We start from the raw sequence: 21,243 nt of genomic DNA, 5'->3' as shown, positions 1-21,243 counted from the left end.
ATTAAATATTGTCTAATTTTATGTCAACCTATTTTAGGACTAGTCACACAATGTTAAAAACAGTTTTGCTGAACTTTTTTGTATCTTTGGGCAGTATAATTTTTCAAACTAATTTAAATAAGAAACATGTCATTACAACAAACTATTGAAAATATCTGGGACAACAGAGAATTATTGCAGAATGAAGACAGCCAGAAGGCAATCAGAGAAGTTATTTCTTTAGTTGATAAAGGGGAACTTCGTACTGCAGAACCTACAGAAAACGGATGGCAGGTAAATGAATGGGTGAAAAAAGCTGTAGTAATGTATTTTCCGATCCAGAAAATGGAAACGATTGAAGTAGGTCCGTTTGAATTTCATGATAAAATGCCTTTGAAGAGAGGTTATGCTGAAAAAGGGGTGAGAGTTGTACCACATGCAGTAGCGAGAGAAGGAGCTTACATTGCTCCGGGAGTAATTATGATGCCTTCTTATGTGAATATTGGTGCTTATGTAGATTCGGGAACAATGGTAGATACCTGGGCTACAGTAGGAAGCTGTGCACAGATCGGTAAAAACGTTCACCTGAGTGGTGGTGTTGGTATTGGGGGTGTATTGGAACCTTTACAGGCTGCTCCGGTAATCATTGAAGATGACTGCTTTATCGGTTCAAGATGTATCGTTGTAGAAGGAGTTCACGTAGAAAAAGAAGCCGTATTGGGTGCCAATGTAGTATTAACCGCTTCTACAAAAATTATCGACGTTACAGGAAATACTCCTGTTGAAATCAAAGGAAGAGTTCCTGCACGTTCAGTAGTAATCCCTGGAAGCTATACAAAACAGTATCCTGCTGGAGAATATCAGGTTCCATGTGCACTGATCATCGGTCAGAGAAAAGAATCTACCGATAAGAAGACATCTCTGAATGATGCACTGAGAGATAATAATGTAGCGGTGTAAGATTACTATTTTAATCTAATACAACAATCTTGAAAGAAAAATTTCTTAAAATATTATTAAACCCTAAATACATATTTGGGGTTTATCTTATTATATCCGTTGTTACAGCAATTTCCAAATACCTGAGAGGAGATTATGCGATTAATAATTATCTGATTTTTAAAAATGTATTCTTTAATACAATTCATCAGAAAAACCTGTTTATCCATTATCCTGATCTTTATTTTGATCTGAACCATTATGGGGTATTTTTCAGTGCGTTGATAGCTCCATTTGCCATGATGCCGGATTGGCTTGGAATTTCACTTTGGAATATTGCCAATACTTTCATCTTTATCTACGGAATTTATAAACTGCCCTTTTCAGACAGCAAAAAAGCAATCTTTGGTTTGCTTTGTCTTCAGGAATATATTACTGCTGCTTTAAGTCTGCAGTTCAATGTAGCACTCACAGGTCTTTTGCTGTTGTCTGCAGTGTATATTTACGAAAGAAAAGAAGTGAAATCTGTAACTGCAATTTTAATAGGAATATTCGTGAAAATCTACGGAATTGTAGGATTGACACAGTTTTTCTTTATTAAAAACAAAACCAAATTTATTCTTTCAGGAGTTGCTATTGCTCTATTGTTTTTCGTCCTTCCGATGGCCTATTCAAGTCCACAGTTTGTGATTCAGTGTTATTCAGACTGGTTTCAGTCTATTGTAGAGAAGAATAATGAAAATCAGGTGCTGGGAAATATGCAGGACATCTCTTTGATGGGATTTGTAAGAAGAATTTTAGGAGATGCATCCATTTCAAATCTTGTATTTTTAGCAGGCGGATTACCGCTTTTTGCTTTGCCATACATCAGAATTAAGCAATATAAGCACTATGCTTTCCAACTGATGATTCTGGCTTCCACATTACTGTTTTTAGTATTGTTCAGCTCCAGTTCAGAATCTCCAACGTATATTATTGCGGTGGTAGGCGTGCTGATCTGGTTTTTCCTTCAGAAAGAAAGAACACCATTGATTATTGGATTACTGGTTTTTGTCATTATTTTCACATGTTTCTCCACTTCGGATCTGTTCCCGAAATTTGTAAAAGAGAATTATATCATCAAATATTCATTAAAAGCCGTACCTTGTATTGTAATCTGGTTGAGAGTAACTTATGAACTTCTGACTAAAGATTTTGAGAAAAATTACAGCCTGAATTAATACATATGAAGAAAATTTCAATTGTAATTCCTGCCTATAACGAAGAGGGAAATGTCGCTATGATCCATCAGAAAATTAAAGAAGTTTTTGATGGTTTGAACAATTATGACTTTGAAATCATATTTGTCAATGATGGCAGCAGAGACAATACGCAGCAAAAATTAGAAGAACTTTCCAGACAATATGATGAAGTGAAATTCATCGAATTTTCCCGTAATTTCGGACACCAGCCGGCTGTAAAAGCAGGAATGGACAGTGCCCGCGGAAATGCAGTCATTTCTATGGATGGAGATCTTCAGCATCCGCCGGAGATTATTCCGGAAATGATTAAGAAATGGGAAGAAGGATATGATGTAGTTTTTACCTATAGAACGTATCCTAAGGAGATTTCTTTTTTTAAAAGAAAAACATCAGACTTATTTTATAAACTTTTATCAAGTCTGTCGGACGTTAATTTAACGAAAGGTGGCGGCTCAGATTTCAGACTGTTGGATGCAAGCGCTGTTGAAGTCATGAGAAACTTCAATGAAGACGATCTGTTCCTCAGAGGATTAACGAGCTGGATGGGTTTCAAACAAACAGGAATCGACTTTACTGCAGCAGAAAGACTTTCAGGGAAAAGCAGTTACAACCTTAAAAAAATGTTTACTTTTGCCTTCACGGGAATCACAGCTTTCAGCGTGAAACCTCTTTATCTGGCTGCATATCTGGGATTTTTATTCTCTGCGCTTTCAGTCATTGGATATGGAGCATACGTTATTCATTCATTTATTGCAAAAACGGAGATTTCGGGATGGGCATCATTGATTATGACCATTGTTTTCTTTGGAGGACTTCAGCTGATTATCCTCGGAATTATGGGGATTTATTTAGGTAAAATATTCAAACAGGTGAAAAACAGACCTAATTATATTATTAAAAACAAAAATTTTTAAAATGGTTTTATTGAGTTTTGACATTGAAGAATTTGATATGCCATTAGAATATAAGGGTGAAATTCCCTTTGAAAAGCAGATTTCAATTTCACAGACAGGATTAGAAAGAATACTTGACATCCTTAAAAAACATAACGCTAAAGCTACTTTTTTTTCCACGGTAGTTTTTGCAGAAAACAGCAGACATCTTATTGAAAGGTTATTACAGGAAGGCCATGAGCTGGCTTCTCACACCTGGTTTCATTCAGAATTTGAAGACAAACACCTCAAAGAATCAAGAGAAAGGCTGGAAGAATTATTCTCCACAAAGGTTACCGGATTAAGAATGCCGAGAATGATGCCTGTAGACGAAAAAGAAGTAGAAAAAGCAGGATATTCTTACAATTCATCCATCAATCCGACATTTTTGCCGGGACGATATAATAATTTAAAAGTATCCAGAACCTATTTCAAAGAAGGAAATGTAACGCAGGTTCCGGCATCGGTTTCTCCTAATTTCAGAATTCCTTTATTCTGGTTAAGTTTTCACAATTTTCCTTTATTTTTCTACAGGAAACTGGCTTCGGACTGTCTGAAAAAAGATCAGTATCTGAACATTTATTTCCACCCGTGGGAATTTGCAGAAATTAAAGATGAAGCCTTTAAACTTCCTGGATTTACGGTAAAAAACTCAGGAAAAGATATGGTGGAAAGATTTGATTCGTTTGTAGGCTGGCTGAAAGAAAAAGGACATCCATTTGGTACATTTCAGGAATTTCAAAAACAGATACAACGATGAAGATTGCCTTTGATGCAAAACGGTTTTTCCACAATACATCCGGTCTTGGAAATTACTCGAGGGATCTTGTAAGAATCCTTTCAGAATACGAACCGGACAATGAATATCTGTTACTCAACAAAAACAAATCGGAGCGTGGGAAAGATATTCTGGAACACCCGAATGTTCAATTTATTGAAACCTCAAAAGGAAACCTTTCCCGCCAGTTAAAAATGGGTAAAGATGCCCAGAAGCAAGGTGCTGATATTTTCCATGGATTATCTGGTGAGCTTCCTCTGAAATGGGATTCAAAACCTATTAAAAAGGTTGTTACCATTCATGATCTGATCTTTGTAAGATATCCCCAGTATTATTCTTTTTTTGATAGAAAGATTCATTTCTGGAAATTCAAAAAAGCGGCTGACACCGCTGACAAAATTATTGCTATTTCAGAACAGACCAAAAGAGATATTATCCGGTATTTAAAAGTTCCTGAGACAAAGATTGAAGTCATTTATCAGGGATGTCATCATGCTTTCAAAGAGCAGCAGTCTCCGGAATTAATGGAAGCTGTCAAAGAGAAATTTAAGCTTCCGGAAAGGTTTGTGTTGAATGTTGGAACTATCGAAGACCGTAAGAACCTTTTAAATGTTGTAAAAGCAGTCAACGGTACAGGAATTCCTCTTGTAGTCGTAGGAAGAAAGACCAAATATTACCAGAAAATAGAAAGTTTCCTGAAAAAGAATAAAATGGAAAAACAGGTGCTTTTCCTGGAAGGAGTTTCTATGGATGAGCTGGCTTGCCTCTATAAACTGGCAGATATTTTTGTCTATCCAAGCTTCTTTGAAGGCTTCGGAATCCCGGTTATTGAAGCTCTTTTCTCCAAAACTGTGGTCGTTACCAGCAATACCAGTTGTCTGCCTGAAGCAGGTGGAAAAGACTCTGTGTATGTGAATCCTGAGAACGATCTTGATATCCGGGCCAAATTAAAATTTCTCTGGGAAAATGAATCTGAGAGAAAACGCCGTGAGGAAAAGGGTTTCGAGTTTGTTCAGAAGTTTAATGACGAACCCATTGCAAAGCAGCTGATGAATTTTTATCAAAAATTAATTTAAAAAAACTTTGCATTTTAAAAATAAATCCTACATTTGCATCATAATTCAAACAATGAAACCAACTTTTTTAGCATTACATCATTATCATCATCATCTCTGTTAGACGGAATTGATTGATAATAAGTATGTGCTAAAATCAAAATAATTAAAACCGTCTGAGTAAATAGGCGGTTTTTTTGTTTCCTGAATTCTCCTCAGAAATTTCAATAGATCAGTTTTTATTTGCTCGGACCCAAAAAAGGCAAAATGAGTAAATTAAAAATTGCAATCCAAAAAAGCGGACGGCTTTATGAAGAATCTCTTCAGCTTCTCAAAGACTGCGGAATCTTCGTCAACAACGGGAAAGATCAGCTCAAAGTTTCAGTAGATAACTTTCCGATGGAAATCATGTACCTTCGGAATTCAGACATCCCGCAATACCTGGAAGATGGAGTAGTGGATGTTGCTATTGTAGGCGAGAATCTTCTGACTGAGAAAAGTAAAAATATCAAAACAATCCAGAAACTTGGGTTTTCAAAATGCCGTGTTTCATTGGCAGTTCCCAAAGAAGTGGAAACTGATGAACTCTCTTATTTTCAGGGTAAAAAAATTGCTACTTCTTATCCCAATACTCTTAAAAACTTTTTAGAAAATCAAGGAATTGTTTCAGATATTCACGTTATTTCAGGTTCTGTAGAAATTGCTCCAAATATCGGTTTGGCAGACGGAATATGTGATATAGTAAGCTCCGGAAGTACCTTATTCAAAAACGGATTAAGAGAAACCGTCACTCTGCTGAAATCGGAAGCTGTGCTGGCTCAAACACCTCGATTGTCGGTTGAAAAACAGGCGATTCTTGAAAAATTTGTCTTCAGAATCAAAGCGGTGTTAAAAGCAAAAAATTCAAAATATATTCTGATGAATGTTCCCAATGAAAAAATACAGAAAGTATCAGAAGTTCTTCCTGTATTAAAAAGCCCTACAGTGATTCCGTTGGCAGAAGAAGGCTGGAGCAGCATTCATTCCGTGATTGATGAAGAACGTTTCTGGGAAGTGATTGACGAACTCAAAGAAAATGGAGCACAGGATATTTTAATCATTCCAATTGATAAAATGGTTATTTAAAAAAATAAGAATGGTTAATGTTGGCCGACGCAAAGACGCAATAGAATAAAAATTAAAACTGTTTTAAGGTGCAAAGATTTCATCTGCGATAAAATTGAATACTGTTTAATACTCACATACTTGCTGAAAATCTAAGATTTTCTTGCGCCTTAAAAAAGATATAGGAATTAAAAACTTTGCGCCTTCACGTAAAAAACAATTAAAAATAATACAATGAAAATATACCGATATCCCACAAAAGACACCTGGAAAAACTTGGTAAAACGCCCTGTTTTGGAACAGAAAGAAATTTCAGGACTTATCACAGAAATTTTTGCAGAAGTTGAAAAAAAAGGAGATAGCGCTTTAATAGAATTCAATAAAAAATTTGATAAAGCAGAAACCCAAAGCATAAAAGTTTCTGAAGCTGAGATTCTGGAGGCAGAAAAACAGATTAATAAGGAGTTGAAACAAGCCATTCAACAGGCAAAAGAAAATATTTCAAAATTTCACGCCTCTCAAATACAGGAAATTCAGAAAATTGAAACAACAAAAGGAGTTGTTTGCTGGCGTGAAAACCGTGCGGTAGAGAGCGTTGGAATTTATATTCCGGGAGGAACTGCTCCTTTGTTCTCTACGGTATTGATGCTTGCAGTTCCTGCAAATCTTGCCGGATGTAAAGAAACAGTCCTTTGCACGCCACCGGATAAGAATGGGAATGTTAATCCCGCAATTCTTTATGCAGCAAAACTTTGCGGGGTTTCGGAAATCTTTAAAACAGGAGGAGCGCAGGCTGTTGCTGCAATGACTTTCGGAACAGAGTGCATTCCAGCTGTCAATAAAATTTTCGGGCCTGGAAATCAGTTTGTCGTAGCAGCCAAAGAATATGCCCAGCGTTATGGAGTTGCGATCGATATGCCTGCCGGTCCGAGTGAAGTTCTTGTGATTGCAGATGAACAGGCTGTTCCTGAATTTTGTGCTGCCGATCTTCTTTCGCAGGCAGAACACGGAAGCGATAGTCAGGTTGTTTTTATTACAACAGACCTTAAAGTGTTTGATAAAACAATAGAGAGTGTTGAACAGCAGATCAAAGAATTACCCAGAAATGAATTTGCAGGTCAGGCTCTGAAAAACAGCTCTTTTATTTTGATCAATACGCTGAAAGAGGCTCTTGAGTTCAGCAATCTTTATGCTCCGGAGCACCTTATTCTGGCGATTAGTAATTTTGAAAAATATATTCCGGAAGTTCAGAATGCGGGATCAGTTTTCCTTGGGAACTACTCCTGTGAGAGTGCTGGAGATTATGCCAGCGGAACCAATCACACACTTCCTACCAATGCCTATGCGAAGAATTACAGCGGAGTATCCCTGGATAGCTTTGTGAAGAAAATAACATTCCAGCAACTTTCAAAAGAAGGACTTCAGAATTTAGGAAAAACCATAGAACTCATGGCAGAAGCAGAAGGTCTGTTTGCCCACAAAAATGCAGTATCAATAAGATTAAAATGATAATTGTTGGAAAGCGCGCAAAAATGAACCATTAAGAAAATAAAGGTTTAAGTAAAGTTAAGATCCAAATACATTTAAATTCAACTCACTACTTAATAAAGATCTGAAGATATTTTCTTCAATATCCTTAGTAACTCAATTCATCTTAATGGTTTAAAATAGTTTTAAACAAACAATACAATGAAAAATAACAGTATCAAAACACTCGTAAGAGACAATATATTACAATTACAGCCCTACATCAGTTTCAGGGATAATAACAAATTTAATACACCCGTTATGCTGGATGCGAATGAAAGTCCTTTTGGAGAATGCAACCGTTACCCGGATTCTACCCAGAAAAAGCTTAAGAAGAGACTTGCAGAGCTTAAAAAGGTTCTGCCTTCACAGATCGCCATAGGAAACGGCAGTGATGAGCTGATAGACCTTATCATCAAAATCTTCTGTGAGCCTAAAAAAGATGCCATTCTGATGATGAACCCGTCCTTTGCAATGTATGGTTTCTATGCGGCAATCAACGAAAATAAAGTGCAGAAACTTGATTTGGATGAAAACTTCGAGATTGTAAAAGAGAAATTTTTAAAAGCTGCGGAAGATCCTTCTCTTAAAATATTCTTTCTATGCTCTCCAAATAATCCTACAGGCAACAGCATTGATGATATTGAATTCTATCTTCAGAATTTCAACGGGATTGTAGTGGTAGATGAAGCTTATATTGAATTTTCCGGAAAAAAATCAAGTATTGAACTTCTGAATCAATATTCCAATCTGATTATACTGCAAACATTTTCCAAAGCGTGGGGAATTGCCGGAGCAAGAGTAGGTATGGCTTATGCGTCTGAAGAGATTATCACCCTTATCAATACCGTAAAAGCTCCCTATAATGTAAATGTTCTTAGCCAGGAACTTATTCTGAAAACACTGGAGGATAAAAACAGACTTCAGGAAAACGTAAACCGTATTCTGGAAGAGAGAACATGGCTGAAGCAGCAGTTTGAAGGGATTACATGTATTTTGAAAGTATTTTCAACGGATGCGAATTTCTTTCTGATCAGAATGGAAAATGTAGATCATGTATACGGAAAAATGCTTGAAGAAGAGATTTTAACCAGCAGAAGAGATCCTGCAATTCCGGGTTGTATCAGGATCAATGTAGGAAGCCGTGCAGAAAATGAAAAATTAATTAACCTTTTGAAAAGTATTTAACAATGAAAAAAGTACTCTTTATAGACCGCGACGGAACACTGATTATTGAACCGCCAACAGATTTTCAGGTAGATTCTCTGGAAAAACTTGAATTTTATCCGGGCGTTTTTCAAAACTTAGCAAAAATCGCCAATGAACTGGATTACGAACTGGTGATGGTCACCAATCAGGATGGCCTGGGAACGGAGAGTTTTCCTGAAGAAGATTTCATCAAACCCCAGGAAAAAATGCTGAAAGCCTTTGAAAATGAAGGCATCATTTTTAGTGATATTTTAATTGATAAAAGCTTTGAATCTGAAAATCTTCCTACCAGAAAACCAGGAGTCGGAATGCTCGGGAAATACATTTATGGAAATTACGACCTTGAAAATTCCTATGTAATTGGTGATCGAAGTACAGATGTGCAACTTGCTAAAAACCTTGGGGCTAAAGCTATTTATCTTAATGAAAACTTAAACAGTGAGGCGGAGCTGTCTGCAACACGATGGTCAGAGATTTATCAGTTCTTAAAAACAGGAATGAGGAAGGCTAAAGTATCCAGAAAAACCAATGAGACTGATATTGAAATTGAAGTCAATCTGGATGGAAACGGAAAATCAGATATTTCAACCGGACTTCACTTTTTTGATCACATGCTGGATCAGATTGCCAGACACGGAAATATGGATCTTACGATTAAAGTGAACGGAGATCTTGCTGTAGATGAGCACCACACCATTGAAGACACGGGAATTGTTCTGGGAGAAGCTATTTTAAAAGCTTTAGGAAAGAAAAAAGGCATTGAAAGGTATGGTTTCCTGCTTCCGATGGATGACTGTCTTTCTCAGGTGGCTATTGATTTCGGGGGAAGGTCATGGCTGGTTTGGAATGCTGAATTTAAAAGAGAAAAGATAGGAGATGTGCCTACGGAAATGTTTTTTCACTTCTTTAAATCCTTTACTGATGCTTCAAAATCCAATCTGAATATCAAATCAGAAGGAGGTAACGAACACCACAAAATTGAATCCATCTTTAAAGCCTTCGCAAAAGCTGTTAAGATGGCAGTGAACCAATCGGATAGTAACTACAGTCTGCCTTCTACAAAAGGAAGTTTATAAATATGATCGCTATAATAAAATACAACGGAGGAAATGTTAACTCTGTCCAGAATGCTCTCAACAGGCTGAATGTTGATTCTGTGATCACCGATGATCCTGAACAGATTTTAAAAGCTGATAAAGTGATCTTTCCGGGTGTTGGAGAAGCTTCATCCACTATGAAACTGCTGAAGGAAAAAGAACTTGATCTTTTGATTCCTGGCCTTAAGCAGCCTGTTTTAGGAATATGCCTCGGAATGCAGCTGATGTGCAAGGAAAATGAAGAAGGAGATACTGAAGGAATGGGAATTTTTGATATCAATGTCAGAAAATTTCCATCAACGGATATTGTTCCGCATATGGGCTGGAATACGCTTTCAGAGCAGGTTTCTCCACTGTTTTCAGGAATTGAAAAGAACAGTGATGTATATTTTGTTCACAGCTATTACTGTGAGCTTTCAGATTGTACAACTTCTGTCTGTGATTACATCCTGCCATTCAGTGCTTCTTTGCAGAAAGACAATTTCTATGCAGTACAGTTTCACCCTGAAAAATCAGGAATGATAGGAAATCAGATCGTTAAGAACTTTATAAACTTATAATGATGAAAATTATTCCGGCTATTGATATTATCGACGGGAAATGTGTCCGTCTATCAAAAGGAGATTACAACACAAAGAAAATATATAATGAAGACCCTGTAGAAGTGGCGAAAGAATTTGAAAGTTTCGGCATTCAGTTTCTTCACCTGGTGGATCTTGACGGGGCAAAATCAAAGCATATCGTCAATCAGAAAGTGCTGGAAAATATTGCCCGTTCTACTTCGCTGCATATCGACTTTGGAGGAGGCTTAAAAACTCAGCAGGATATTGAAACAGCATTTAATTCCGGGGCTCAACAGATCACTTTAGGAAGTATAGCCGTTCAGAATCCTGAATTCTGCTATGAAATGATCCAAAAATATGGATCAGAAAAGATCATTTTGGGGGCAGACTGTGAAAACAGAAAGATTAAAACATCCGGATGGCTGGAGGAAAGTGATAATGATGTGATTGATTTTATCCTTCAGTATCAGGAAAAAGGAATACAGTCCACAATATGTACTGATATTGCAAAAGACGGAATGCTGGAAGGTCCTTCAACAGAACTTTATATTGAGATTTTAGACAAGACCTCTGTTCAGCTGGTGGCAAGCGGTGGTATTTCAGGCATCACTGATGTCTATAAAATGAAAGATATAGGATGTACCGGAACGATTATCGGGAAAGCAATTTACGAAGGAAAAATCAGCTTACAACAACTTAAGAAATTTATTGAAAATGCTTAAGAAAAGAATTATTCCATGTCTGGATATAAAAGACGGAGCTACGGTGAAAGGAATCAATTTTGAAGACCTTAAAAATGCAGGAGATCCCGTAGAATTGGCCAAAAGATATGAGCAGGAAGGAGCAGACGAGCTTGTTTTCCTGGATATTACAGCTACTATTGAGAACAGGAAGACTTTTGTGGAACTTGTAAAAGAGATTGCCAAAGAACTAAGTATTCCTTTTACGGTGGGAGGTGGAATTTCTTCTGTGGAAGATGTAAGAAAGCTTTTAGAAGCAGGTGCAGACAAGATCAGTATCAATTCTTCAGCCGTAAAAAATCCGGGTCTTATCTCTGATCTGGCCCAAGAATTCGGAAGTCAGTGTGTGGTGGTAGCCATTGATACAAGACAGGTGGGAGATAAAGATCTTGTCCACATTAAAGGAGGAAGAGAAGCCACGGAGCTTCTTACTGTGGAATGGGCAAAAGAAGCAGCGGGTTTAGGAGCAGGCGAAATTCTATTGACTTCAATGGATGGTGACGGCACAAAAAACGGCTTTGACCTTCGCATTACAAAGCTTGTTTCAGACAATATCAGTATTCCTGTGATTGCTTCCGGAGGTGCTGGTAAGGTGGATGACTTTGTTAAAGTATTTCATGAAACAAAAGCTACAGGAGGTTTGGCAGCCAGCATTTTCCATTTTAATGAAATAGGCATTCAGGATTTAAAACAACAGTTAAAAACTCAGAAAATAGAAGTACGATGAATATAGATTTTAATAAAGATAACGGGCTTGTTCCGGTAATCATTCAGGACAACAGAACACTGCAGGTTCTGATGCTGGGCTACATGAATGAAGAAGCTTTTGAAAAAACAAAAAAAGAAGGAATTGTTACTTTTTTCAGCCGCTCCAAAAACAGACTGTGGACCAAAGGAGAAGAATCCGGTAATTTTCTAACGGTAAAAAGTATTGACATAGATTGTGATCAGGATACCATTTTAATTAAAGCCGTTCCGAAAAATGTAGTCTGTCACACAGGGAGTTTCAGCTGTTTTGGAGAAAAGAATACTCAAGGATTTATGTATGAGCTGGAAGATAAGATATCACAGAGAATAGATACGAAAGCCGAAGGTTCTTATACGTATTCACTTTATCAGAGAGGAATCAATAAAATGGCTCAAAAAGTAGGAGAGGAAGCCGTAGAATTGGTTATAGAAGCAAAAGACAATAATGATGATCTTTTTAAAAATGAAGCCGCAGATCTGCTGTATCACTTCCTGATTTTATTGAAAGCCAAAGGGTTTTCGCTGGAAGAAGTTGAGGAAATTCTTAAAGACAGGAACCAATAAAATTGACTCGCTTTTTGATTGTGAGACAGGAATTCCTTCGGTAAATGAAAAACGTTATTTTAAGATCAGAGAAAATAAACTTTCAGATATGATTGACGGGTTACAGAAAGCTAAGGATTTAATGGATAACGGGCAATATATGCCCGCTATGGAAATTTTACAGAATATCAGAGGGTTATCTGAAAAATCTGAAAACTACAGGCTGTTATTTATGTCATACTGTTGGTATAATTTAGGAGAATATCAATGGGCAGCTAATATTGCTGATGAGTTATTACAGAAAGATATGCACAATGAGTTAGCTTCTCAGATAAAGTATTTGTCATATTGTGGGCTTAAAGATTTTGATAAAGCCTTAGAAGAAATTATACGGTTTTTGTCATTTAATGAAGCGGATGTATATAAAATAACTCTGGAGGAATTATTGACAGATATCAGAGATGGATTTATTAATGAAGAGAATATAGTTTCTAAAATCAAAGGATTTGCTTTAAAGTATAATGTTACTATTGAAAATCCCAATAGTAAATAAATGCTGTAACAAAGACAGGTTTCAAAATACTAATCCCACCAGAAACGAATACTTATGAAATTAAAATTAGCCCTCATAGCTGCATTGTTTGTTCAGGTCGCTTTTGCTCAGAAAAACTGTAATGTACTTTATTCTCAGAAATTTACCAAGCAGCAACTGGAAGAGGATATAGACTTTATTAGGACAAAAATAACCAATGCGCACGTTAATCCCTATACAGAAATTTCAAAATCAGAGTTTGAAAAAAAATATACAGATATCCGTAATTCTCTGAAAGATGGGATGACACAGAAGGATTTTTATTACCTTGCAAAGCCTTTGATTGTCACTTTAAACGACGAACATAGTTCAATGTCAGATTTTTGCGTTACTGACAGCATTAGAAAAAACATGAAAGTTTTACCGTTGAAATTCAAATATGAAAATGGCAAAATGCTTCTTACGGAAAACTATTCAGACCGCAAACTTACTATTGGTGACGAAGTGCTCTCGTTGAATAATATACCAATTGATCAGGTCTTGGAAAACTGCGCCCAGACTATTCCGGGAACTATAGAAGAACGAATCCCAATAGCTGTTGACAAGTTTTGGATAGTGATTAATAAATACTGTTACTTTATCACAGATGACTACAATCTGAAGTTTAAAAGCGGACTGCAAACAGTGGTTAAAAGTATTTCTCTGGAACAGCTGAAAGCCAATGCTTCAAAGTCTCAGCCTAAGAAAAAAGAAGATTTTAAACCTATTGATTATAAAAAGATAAAGGATTATGCTTATGTAACAGTAAATACTTTTGACGATAGAAATACATTCACTCTGGAAGAATGGAAAACAAAATTTGACAGTATTTTCAGCCAGATCAAAAAAGACAATGCCCAAAAGCTAGTCATTGATGTTCGTAACAACTCCGGAGGAAATTCTGCAGTAGGAAGCTTACTTATCAATTATTTTTCAGATAAAACGTACCATACATATCAGGGTAAATTTAAAAAAAGTAAAGAGTATGCTGATTATTTAAAGGCAAACAATAAAGAATCTGCAGAATATAACAAAATAAAAGACGGTGATTATTATCCGATCTCTTCCCGCTCTGTAACAGCAGATCATAACCCGTTACGATTCAATGGGAAGACTTATGTTATTGTTGGGAAAAATACATTTTCCAGTGCTATGATGTTCAGTGTGATGGTTTTGGATAATAAATTGGCAGAAGTAGCAGGTGAAATTCCTGAAAAAGGACATCCCAATCATTTTGGTGAACTGATAAAATTTCAGACTCCCAATACAAAACTGGATTTCCTTTTTGGGGTGAAAGAATGGATAAGACCAGCAGGGAATTTACAGCCAAATAAACTGATTCCGGCAAAAATTATTAGTGTAAAGGATAAAACAAGTGAACAGATTGTTGAAGAGCTTTAAAATATCTACTTTATAAAAACAGAGCAGAAAAAAGAAATTCTGCTCTGTTTTTTTATCTGTGTGAAATGCTATTTATCTTTCGATCATAATATTCTTTACAAGTGTCTCTTCGCCCACTTTCAAAACTCCAATATAGACTCCGTTCTGAAGACCGGAAACATTAATCTGCCTTTCATTATTTACTTTCAAAAGTGATCTTCCCATAGAATTGCTGATTTCAAAACTGAAGTTGGTTTCCTTAGAATCAGGTAATTCAATATTCAGGATATTATTAGCAGGGTTAGGATAGATTTTTACAGCTTCCAGTGAATTTTTAGAGGCAGATTTGCTCATGGTAGCAGAAGCTGCTGCAAAATGCTGTAATGCTCCCACAGTTGCCTTTCCGATCTTGTATACATAAACAGGATCCATATTAGTGAAAGTATCTTTAGAGCTGTGAGGATAGGTGCTTCTGATTCTTTCAAAAAAGCCAGTGATCACTTCACCTTTCTGTTCGAAAGGAATGTAATCTGTATCCGCAGCAGGATCTACGGCAGTCAGAAGAGGAGAGTAGAGTGCTGTACAATTTCTCAGCTGTTGGGTAACTGCTGCAGAAGCGGCATTATTACTGGAAACACCTCCCTGATCTTCATCACAATATACCGTAGTGTTATTTTTTCCTTTTACACCGCCTACCTGATCCAGGTTGAAGACCAGTTTAATATCCAGTTTGCGGACACCTCCCTGATATACCACATTGTTTACATAATGGCTGCTTCCTTTTAATCCTTGTTCCTCACCGGAAAAATGAATGAATTTTATAGAATATTCAGTAGGAACATTTCTCAGAATCCTTGCAGCTTCAAGGATAATAGACGTTCCACTGCCGTTATCATTTACTCCCGGGCCATAGATGGTATCAAAATGCCCGCAGATAATGACATACTTGTTAGGATACAGTGTTCCGGTTTTGGTAATAATTAAATTTTTGGAGCTGGTACTTCCAAAAGTAAAAGGGCTTTCTTCTATCTGGCTGGCAGTATAGCCGTAAGAAAGATACTTGTTTTTGATCCAGTTCAGTGTATTGGTATTCGCTACTGAGCCTGTAGTCTTTACACCTAAATTACTGAATTCCTGAAGATTGTTTGTGATATTGGTCTGGGTTACCATATCTGCTCTGTCTTTGTAAGCCTGAATAAAAGTTTGAGCCGCAATGCTCTGCATCATCAATGCGGAGCATAAAAGTGTTGTGAATTTTTTCATATAAATAATATTATTTTGGTAACACGAATGTAGTAAATAAATCACAATGAAGTGTTTAATGATTCAAATTAATAGTGTATTTATTATGAATGTCATATTAGTTTTTGTAAAACTTTTGTGAATCTTGCAATTTGGTTAAAAATAAAAACCTTTGAATTCTTTCAAAGGTTTTATGTATTAGAGGGTTTTCTAAATCGTATTATCTCTCAATCATAACTTTTCTTACAACCTTTTGATCTCCAGTATTTAAAATTCCGATATAAGCTCCGTTTTCCAGCTCTGAAGCATTAATTTTTGTTTCATTGTTTCTCTTGAAAATAGAACGTCCCTGAAAGTCTGTAATTTCAAAAGTGAAGTTTTTAATCCCGGAGTCCGGAAGTTCAATATTGATAATATCTTTTGCTGGATTTGGATAGATTTTTACACTTTCTAAAGTGTTTTTTCCAGATGCTTCATGTGTTCCCAATGTGCCGGTAGCAACAGCAAAATGCTGCAATGCTCCCACAGATGCTTTTCCTATCTTGTAAATGTAAACAGGATCTGTATTGGCAAAAGTATCATTCACTGTATGCGGATAGGTACTTCTGATTCTTTCAAAAAAACCAGTGATCACTTCTCCTTTCTGTTCAAAAGGAATATAATCCGTATCGGCAGCCGGATCTACAGCGGTTAAAAGAGGAGAGTAGAGTGCTGTGCAGTTTCTAAGTTCCTGGGTAACAGCAGCAGAAGCGGCATTATTTGTTGACAGCCCGCCCTGATCTTCATCACAATAAACCGTATTGTTATTATTTCCCATCACACCGCCTACCTGATCCAGATTAAATACAAGCTTAATATCCAGAACACGGATGCCGCTCTGATAGACTACATTGTTGACATAATGTTTGCTTCCCAGAAGTCCTTGCTCTTCCCCTGAAAAATGAATGAATTTTACAGAATATTCAGTAGGGACATCTTTCAGAATCCTTGCGGCTTCAAGAATAATAGACGTTCCGCTTCCATTGTCATTAATTCCTAAGCCGTTAATACTGTCGAAATGTCCACAGATAATGACATATTTATTAGGATATACTGTACCCGTTTTAGTAATCACAAGGTTTTTAGAATTATAACTCCCTGCCGTGAATGGGTCTTCTGCTATCTGGCTGGCTGTATATCCATAAGAAAGATACTTGTTTTTAAGCCATGTCAGTGCATTGGCGTTAGCAGTTGAGCCTGTCGTTTTTACGCCTAAGTTAGCAAATTCCTGAAGGTAGGTTGTAATATTGGTCTGAGTTACCATATCTGCTCTGTCCTGATAAGCCTGAATGAAACTTTGGGCTTCAACACTTTGAATAGTGATAGAAACCAATAAAAAAGTAGCAATTTTCTTCATTTTGTGGGAGTAATGCTGAATATTCCTGAATGTAAACCAGATTCAGAATATTCTACCTGATATTATTTATTAATGATTATTTTTTTTGTGATACTTCCTTTATCGGTTGTAATAGTAAAAGTATACAGCCCGTTTGTTAATCCTGAAGTATTTATTTTCTCCTGATTTTCAAGCGTTAAAACAGTATTGCCTGCCATGTCATTGACTTCAACTTTAAATTGTTTTACTTTTTCCTGAAATTCCACAGTTACAAGATCTTTAGCCGGATTAGGATAAACCCTGATTGTTTCACCAGATTTTTGAACAGATGCTTCGTTGGTATTTAGCAGGTTACTGGCTGTGGATGCAACAGCAAAATGCTGTAAAGCTCCTACAGCTGCTTTTCCTACATTGAAAACATAGACAGGATCCAGATTGGCAAAAGTATCATTTACTGTATGTTCATTTTCACTTCTCAGATACTCGTAGTAACCTGTAATGGTGTATCCTTTTGCTTCAAAAGGCATATAATCAGAACTGTAAGCGTAAGAAAGATTCGTCTGAAGAGGAGAGTAAAGGCTAGTGCAGTTCATCAGTTCCTGTGTTACAGCTGTAGAAGCTGCATTATTGGAAGATACGCCTCCGGTATCTCTTTCACAGGTAATGGTATTGTTGTTATTTCCAATGAGTCCGCCAACCTGATCAATATTTAAAACCAGTTTTATATCCAGAGCCTGACTGCCATTCTGATAAGCGACGTTATTGACATAATGGTTGCTGCCCACAAGACCTTGTTCTTCTCCGGAAAAATGAATAAACTTGATAGAATATTCTGTAGGAACGTTTTTCAATATTCTTGCTGCTTCCAGAATAATGGAGGTTCCACTGCCGTTGTCACTTACTCCGGGACCTGTAATTGTATCATAATGCCCGCAGATAATAACATATTTATTAGGATATACAGTTCCTGTCTTGGTAATAATTAAATTTTTTGAAGTGCTGCTTCCGTAAGTAAAAGAATCTTCAGACATGTTACTTACGGTATATCCGTAGGACAAATATTTGTTTTTAAGCCAGTCCAGAGCATTGTTATTGGCTGCTGTGCCTGTTTTCTTAATCCCAAATCCTGCAAATTCCTGAAGGTTTGTACTGATATTGGTTTGAGTAACCATATCTGCTCTGTCCTTGTAAGTCTGAATAAAACTTTGCGCACTTATATTTTGCAGTGCAATGGAAGTGAGCAAAAAAGCGGCAACTTTTTTCATTTTTGATACTTTCTTTAGAGATTGCTAATATAGCAATAAATCATTATTTATTGCTAATTTTCAACTGGAATAGTGCTTATTTGATTTATTTATCAATAATAATATGTCTTTTTGTTAAATTTATTACTTTTTTAGATTAAAATTCGCTAAATGAATAAAATATAGGTAATTTTTTCTTTATTATGGATGGTATTTAATGATAAATTCATGTTTTATCAGTTCTGTCTAATAAGGTTTGCTGTTAATATCAATTACACCAGGATTTGAAAAATAATAAAGATGAGAAGTATATAACGAAAAAATCCCGGGAAACCCCGGGACTTATATTGATAACAAAATCTATTCTACATTATTTTACTTGATCTACAACAGCTTTGAAAGCTTCAGGATGATTCATTGCTAAATCTGCTAAAACTTTTCTGTTAAGTTCGATGTTGTTCTTTTTAAGAGCTCCCATAAATTGAGAGTAAGACATTCCGTGCTCTCTGGTTCCCGCGTTGATACGAGTGATCCAAAGTGCTCTGAAATTTCTCTTTTTCTCTTTTCTACCACGGTAAGCATATTGCATTGCTTTTTCTACCGCGTTTTTAGCTACAGTCCAAACGTTCTTTCTTCTTCCGAAATAACCTTTAGCGTGCTTAAAAATTTTCTTTCTGCGAGCTCTTGAAGCTACGGCATTTACTGATCTTGGCATAATTTAAATTGTTTTTTTGAAAAGGGCGGCAAATGATATTGCTCTTATTGGCACCGTTCCAGGGTTAAATTGTTGAATTTGTTTTGAATTCTTATAAACCGAATATAGATTTATAAAAACTACTTAATTGCTAATTGACGTTGAACGCTTTTCTCATCCACTTTAGCTACGTAAGAAGTAGTAGTAAGATTTCTCTTCTGCTTAGTTTCTTTCTTCGTTAAGATGTGGCTTTTGTAAGCATTTTTTCTTTTGATCTTACCAGAACCAGTAAGAGCAAAACGCTTTTTAGCACCTGATTTCGTTTTTAATTTTGGCATTGTTTTGCTTTTTTATTGTTTTTGTTATCAATATCTGTTTGAGATACCCCTAAGGACATTAGGAATAATAGTTTGCAAAAGTACGGAAAAAAAGTGATACATGAAAGTTTTTTTAATTAGCATGAACAGGGGTAATAATAACACTAAAAAGAAAAAGGCAAACCTGCATACAAACAGGCCTGCCTTTTATCAGTGATTTTTTAATAGAATTGATCTGATATCTGTAAATTTAGGATTTGAAAAACTCCAGAAGATCTCTGTTGATTGTTTCTGCTTCTGTTGTTGGCATTCCGTGAGGGAATCCGGGATAGGAAATCAATTTTCCGTTTTTAAGAAGAGTAGCAGCTACTTTACCTGTGGTTTCAAAAGGGACAATCTGATCATCTTCACCATGCATTACCAATACCGGTACTTCTACGCTCTTAAGGTCTTCTGTAAAATCGGTCTCAGAAAATGCTTTTACACAATCATAATGTGCTTTAATAGAACCGCTCATTCCCTGTCTCCACCAGTTTCTCTGAATTCCTTCAGAAACTTTGGCTCCTTCTCTGTTGTATCCGTAGAAAGGTAAAGTAATATCAATGAAGAATTGTTGTCTGTGTTTTGCCGTATTGTTTCGGATATCATCAAAAACAGAAATTGGAACTCCGTTAGGATTATTTTCATTCTGAACCATAATAGGAGTTACCGCGCTTACAAGAACAGCTTTTGCAACTCTTCCGTTACCATGTTTCGCTACATATCGGATAACTTCACCACCTCCTGTAGAATGTCCTACATGGATCACATCTTTTAAGTCTAAAGCCTCTACAATTTCTGCTACGTCAGAAGCATATGTATCCATATCATGTCCGTAAGGAGTCTGTTCAGACCTTCCATGCCCTCTTCTGTCATGAGCAATTACTCTGTATCCCTGTTCTAAGAAGAAGAACATTTGTGCATCCCAGTCATCACTGGATAATGGCCATCCGTGATGAAAGAAGACCGGCTGTCCTTTTCCCCAGTCTTTGTAATAAATTTCTGTTCCGTCTTTTAATGTAAGTGTGCTCATTGTTTCTTTTTTTAATAATTAATAAAAGTGTATTTGATTTTTTATAATCACAAATGTAGACAGAAAATAATCACAATATCTTGATCTAAGATAATAATTCATTAAAAATTTATAAACAATAATAATATATAGATACTGTTTTTAAAACTAAAATATGCTGGAAGTCTTTATATTATGAAGAACTCACATAAAAAAGATCAAAATAAGTTTTAAATGGTCTTTGAAAAAATTCTGTATGTTGTCAAATATAGCTGATAATCGGGATTGCTGTATTTTCAGATTCTCTCTACTATTGAAGATTAATGTAATAGATACAATTCAGTTATGCCTGACGATTTCTTCAGCTGCCAGACTTCCGAATTTATTTCAACCTATAAATTTAAATCATTATGCTTTCATCTGCAGATTTACACCTTGAAAGAACCTTATTCCTTGCTGTCTTAATTATATTTTTGGGAGCAGGATTTTTGTGTACATTGATTAATTCTATTATCAATTTTCTACAAAAAAAGGATAAGAATGGTACGTATTATCTTCTTACATTTATTATTTCGGGTCTTGTCGGAGTAGTCTTAACCGCATTCTATTGTTACATGATCCTGTTTGAACAGGCTGAAGTCTATATGCCTTGAAAGAACATATGATGCTGTATATCCTAAAAAAGAGAGGAAACTGAAAACCCCTGTTATCAGGGATGTTTTTGTACCAGGTCTATTTTTATCTTTGACTCAAAATTCACTAAAGATAAAACGATTAAAATCTTTCATTTATAACTTTTATAGCTTTCTTTTTCACACCCGATTTAACGATAAATCCTTATTTCGAATAAACACTAAAAAACTATGGGTAAAAACACTAGCCAAATAAAATGGAGTGAGGAAGAAGCTGTAAAAG

At 36.1% G+C, this 21,243-nt stretch carries 22 protein-coding genes; 16 read left to right on the top strand and 6 right to left on the bottom strand.

The window, feature by feature from the left end:
- Positions 1–126: 126 nt before the first annotated feature.
- The 15 genes from EK417_RS13685 to EK417_RS13615 all read left to right on the top strand — a co-directional run bounded on the left by EK417_RS13685 (position 127) and on the right by EK417_RS13615 (position 14,426).
- Positions 127–939 carry a 2,3,4,5-tetrahydropyridine-2,6-dicarboxylate N-succinyltransferase gene (locus EK417_RS13685; RefSeq protein ID WP_136522462.1) on the top strand — a complete coding sequence of 271 codons (813 nt, stop codon included), beginning with the start codon at positions 127–129 and terminating at the stop codon, positions 937–939.
- Between the two features lie 29 nt (positions 940–968).
- Positions 969–2,138 (top strand): glycosyltransferase family 87 protein, encoded by a 1,170-nt coding sequence (locus EK417_RS13680; protein ID WP_110008800.1) that lies wholly within the window; start codon positions 969–971, stop codon positions 2,136–2,138.
- A gap of 5 nt (positions 2,139–2,143) precedes the next feature.
- Positions 2,144–3,073: a glycosyltransferase family 2 protein gene (locus tag EK417_RS13675; protein WP_110366096.1), complete on the top strand. Its 930-nt coding sequence runs from the start codon at positions 2,144–2,146 to the stop codon at positions 3,071–3,073.
- A 1-nt stretch (position 3,074) separates the two neighbouring features.
- Complete coding sequence (locus EK417_RS13670) at positions 3,075–3,851, top strand: polysaccharide deacetylase family protein (RefSeq protein WP_136522461.1); 777 nt, start codon at positions 3,075–3,077, stop codon at positions 3,849–3,851.
- Positions 3,848–4,945 (top strand): glycosyltransferase family 4 protein, encoded by a 1,098-nt coding sequence (locus tag EK417_RS13665; RefSeq protein ID WP_136522460.1) that lies wholly within the window; start codon positions 3,848–3,850, stop codon positions 4,943–4,945. Before EK417_RS13670 ends, EK417_RS13665 begins: the two co-directional genes overlap by 4 nt.
- A gap of 246 nt (positions 4,946–5,191) precedes the next feature.
- On the top strand, positions 5,192–6,049 hold the full coding sequence (gene hisG / locus EK417_RS13660; protein WP_076597314.1) for an ATP phosphoribosyltransferase: 858 nt from the start codon (positions 5,192–5,194) through the stop codon (positions 6,047–6,049).
- A gap of 213 nt (positions 6,050–6,262) precedes the next feature.
- Positions 6,263–7,537, top strand: a complete 1,275-nt coding sequence (hisD, locus tag EK417_RS13655; RefSeq protein ID WP_136522459.1) for a histidinol dehydrogenase — start codon at positions 6,263–6,265, stop codon at positions 7,535–7,537.
- Positions 7,538–7,717: 180 nt separating this feature from the next.
- On the top strand, positions 7,718–8,743 hold the full coding sequence (gene hisC, locus EK417_RS13650) for a histidinol-phosphate transaminase (protein WP_136522458.1): 1,026 nt from the start codon (positions 7,718–7,720) through the stop codon (positions 8,741–8,743).
- Between the two features lie 2 nt (positions 8,744–8,745).
- A complete protein-coding gene (hisB, locus tag EK417_RS13645) occupies positions 8,746–9,840 on the top strand; it encodes a bifunctional histidinol-phosphatase/imidazoleglycerol-phosphate dehydratase HisB (RefSeq protein ID WP_136522457.1) in 1,095 nt (364 codons plus the stop codon).
- Between the two features lie 2 nt (positions 9,841–9,842).
- Positions 9,843–10,421 carry an imidazole glycerol phosphate synthase subunit HisH gene (gene hisH, locus EK417_RS13640; protein WP_136522456.1) on the top strand — a complete coding sequence of 193 codons (579 nt, stop codon included), beginning with the start codon at positions 9,843–9,845 and terminating at the stop codon, positions 10,419–10,421.
- A 2-nt stretch (positions 10,422–10,423) separates the two neighbouring features.
- Positions 10,424–11,146 (top strand): 1-(5-phosphoribosyl)-5-[(5-phosphoribosylamino)methylideneamino]imidazole-4-carboxamide isomerase, encoded by a 723-nt coding sequence (gene hisA, locus EK417_RS13635; protein ID WP_136522472.1) that lies wholly within the window; start codon positions 10,424–10,426, stop codon positions 11,144–11,146.
- Positions 11,139–11,891, top strand: coding sequence for an imidazole glycerol phosphate synthase subunit HisF (gene hisF, locus EK417_RS13630; RefSeq protein WP_076597308.1), 753 nt, complete (start codon positions 11,139–11,141; stop codon positions 11,889–11,891). Before hisA ends, hisF begins: the two co-directional genes overlap by 8 nt.
- Positions 11,888–12,475 carry a bifunctional phosphoribosyl-AMP cyclohydrolase/phosphoribosyl-ATP diphosphatase HisIE gene (gene hisIE / locus EK417_RS13625; RefSeq protein ID WP_136522455.1) on the top strand — a complete coding sequence of 196 codons (588 nt, stop codon included), beginning with the start codon at positions 11,888–11,890 and terminating at the stop codon, positions 12,473–12,475. Before hisF ends, hisIE begins: the two co-directional genes overlap by 4 nt.
- Positions 12,444–13,007: a tetratricopeptide repeat protein gene (locus EK417_RS13620; RefSeq protein WP_136522454.1), complete on the top strand. Its 564-nt coding sequence runs from the start codon at positions 12,444–12,446 to the stop codon at positions 13,005–13,007. Before hisIE ends, EK417_RS13620 begins: the two co-directional genes overlap by 32 nt.
- A gap of 54 nt (positions 13,008–13,061) precedes the next feature.
- On the top strand, positions 13,062–14,426 hold the full coding sequence (locus EK417_RS13615; RefSeq protein ID WP_136522453.1) for a S41 family peptidase: 1,365 nt from the start codon (positions 13,062–13,064) through the stop codon (positions 14,424–14,426).
- A 72-nt stretch (positions 14,427–14,498) separates the two neighbouring features.
- On the opposite strand, the gene EK417_RS13610 is transcribed toward EK417_RS13615, so the two are convergent.
- The 6 genes from EK417_RS13610 to EK417_RS13585 all read right to left on the bottom strand — a co-directional run bounded on the left by EK417_RS13610 (position 14,499) and on the right by EK417_RS13585 (position 20,349).
- Positions 14,499–15,668, bottom strand: a complete 1,170-nt coding sequence (locus EK417_RS13610) for a M28 family peptidase (protein WP_136522452.1) — start codon at positions 15,666–15,668, stop codon at positions 14,499–14,501.
- Between the two features lie 199 nt (positions 15,669–15,867).
- Complete coding sequence (locus tag EK417_RS13605) at positions 15,868–17,043, bottom strand: M28 family peptidase (RefSeq protein ID WP_136522451.1); 1,176 nt, start codon at positions 17,041–17,043, stop codon at positions 15,868–15,870.
- Between the two features lie 62 nt (positions 17,044–17,105).
- Complete coding sequence (locus EK417_RS13600; protein ID WP_136522450.1) at positions 17,106–18,287, bottom strand: M28 family peptidase; 1,182 nt, start codon at positions 18,285–18,287, stop codon at positions 17,106–17,108.
- 349 nt (positions 18,288–18,636) lie between these two features.
- On the bottom strand, positions 18,637–18,981 hold the full coding sequence (gene rplT / locus EK417_RS13595; protein ID WP_002979659.1) for a 50S ribosomal protein L20: 345 nt from the start codon (positions 18,979–18,981) through the stop codon (positions 18,637–18,639).
- Positions 18,982–19,100: 119 nt separating this feature from the next.
- Complete coding sequence (gene rpmI / locus EK417_RS13590) at positions 19,101–19,298, bottom strand: 50S ribosomal protein L35 (RefSeq protein WP_002979658.1); 198 nt, start codon at positions 19,296–19,298, stop codon at positions 19,101–19,103.
- 229 nt (positions 19,299–19,527) lie between these two features.
- Positions 19,528–20,349 (bottom strand): alpha/beta fold hydrolase, encoded by an 822-nt coding sequence (locus EK417_RS13585; RefSeq protein WP_136522449.1) that lies wholly within the window; start codon positions 20,347–20,349, stop codon positions 19,528–19,530.
- Positions 20,350–20,738: 389 nt separating this feature from the next.
- Between EK417_RS13585 and EK417_RS13580 the strand changes: the two genes are divergently transcribed.
- Positions 20,739–20,981, top strand: a complete 243-nt coding sequence (locus EK417_RS13580; RefSeq protein ID WP_136522448.1) for a hypothetical protein — start codon at positions 20,739–20,741, stop codon at positions 20,979–20,981.
- Positions 20,982–21,243 lie beyond the last annotated feature (262 nt).

This window comes from Chryseobacterium candidae (genome assembly GCF_004916905.1).
GTDB classification, from domain to species: Bacteria; Bacteroidota; Bacteroidia; order Flavobacteriales; family Weeksellaceae; genus Chryseobacterium; species Chryseobacterium candidae.
Note: the sequence above shows the minus strand (reverse complement) of the source record. Positions and strands in the feature narration are given on the sequence as shown.

What these genes read in the sequence shown, in the direction of transcription:
- EK417_RS13685 (WP_136522462.1), top strand. Translation starts at nt 127, where the DNA reads ATGTCATTACAACAAACTATTGAAAATATCTGGGACAACAGAGAATTA.
- EK417_RS13675 (WP_110366096.1), top strand. Translation starts at nt 2,144, where the DNA reads ATGAAGAAAATTTCAATTGTAATTCCTGCCTATAACGAAGAGGGAAAT.
- EK417_RS13670 (WP_136522461.1), top strand. Translation starts at nt 3,075, where the DNA reads ATGGTTTTATTGAGTTTTGACATTGAAGAATTTGATATGCCATTAGAA.
- EK417_RS13665 (WP_136522460.1), top strand. Translation starts at nt 3,848, where the DNA reads ATGAAGATTGCCTTTGATGCAAAACGGTTTTTCCACAATACATCCGGT.
- hisG (WP_076597314.1), top strand. Translation starts at nt 5,192, where the DNA reads ATGAGTAAATTAAAAATTGCAATCCAAAAAAGCGGACGGCTTTATGAA.
- hisD (WP_136522459.1), top strand. Translation starts at nt 6,263, where the DNA reads ATGAAAATATACCGATATCCCACAAAAGACACCTGGAAAAACTTGGTA.
- hisC (WP_136522458.1), top strand. Translation starts at nt 7,718, where the DNA reads ATGAAAAATAACAGTATCAAAACACTCGTAAGAGACAATATATTACAA.
- hisB (WP_136522457.1), top strand. Translation starts at nt 8,746, where the DNA reads ATGAAAAAAGTACTCTTTATAGACCGCGACGGAACACTGATTATTGAA.
- hisH (WP_136522456.1), top strand. Translation starts at nt 9,843, where the DNA reads ATGATCGCTATAATAAAATACAACGGAGGAAATGTTAACTCTGTCCAG.
- hisA (WP_136522472.1), top strand. Translation starts at nt 10,424, where the DNA reads ATGAAAATTATTCCGGCTATTGATATTATCGACGGGAAATGTGTCCGT.
- hisF (WP_076597308.1), top strand. Translation starts at nt 11,139, where the DNA reads ATGCTTAAGAAAAGAATTATTCCATGTCTGGATATAAAAGACGGAGCT.
- hisIE (WP_136522455.1), top strand. Translation starts at nt 11,888, where the DNA reads ATGAATATAGATTTTAATAAAGATAACGGGCTTGTTCCGGTAATCATT.
- EK417_RS13615 (WP_136522453.1), top strand. Translation starts at nt 13,062, where the DNA reads ATGAAATTAAAATTAGCCCTCATAGCTGCATTGTTTGTTCAGGTCGCT.
- EK417_RS13610 (WP_136522452.1), bottom strand. Translation starts at nt 15,668, where the DNA reads ATGAAAAAATTCACAACACTTTTATGCTCCGCATTGATGATGCAGAGC.
- EK417_RS13605 (WP_136522451.1), bottom strand. Translation starts at nt 17,043, where the DNA reads ATGAAGAAAATTGCTACTTTTTTATTGGTTTCTATCACTATTCAAAGT.
- EK417_RS13600 (WP_136522450.1), bottom strand. Translation starts at nt 18,287, where the DNA reads ATGAAAAAAGTTGCCGCTTTTTTGCTCACTTCCATTGCACTGCAAAAT.
- rplT (WP_002979659.1), bottom strand. Translation starts at nt 18,981, where the DNA reads ATGCCAAGATCAGTAAATGCCGTAGCTTCAAGAGCTCGCAGAAAGAAA.
- rpmI (WP_002979658.1), bottom strand. Translation starts at nt 19,298, where the DNA reads ATGCCAAAATTAAAAACGAAATCAGGTGCTAAAAAGCGTTTTGCTCTT.
- EK417_RS13585 (WP_136522449.1), bottom strand. Translation starts at nt 20,349, where the DNA reads ATGAGCACACTTACATTAAAAGACGGAACAGAAATTTATTACAAAGAC.
- EK417_RS13580 (WP_136522448.1), top strand. Translation starts at nt 20,739, where the DNA reads ATGCTTTCATCTGCAGATTTACACCTTGAAAGAACCTTATTCCTTGCT.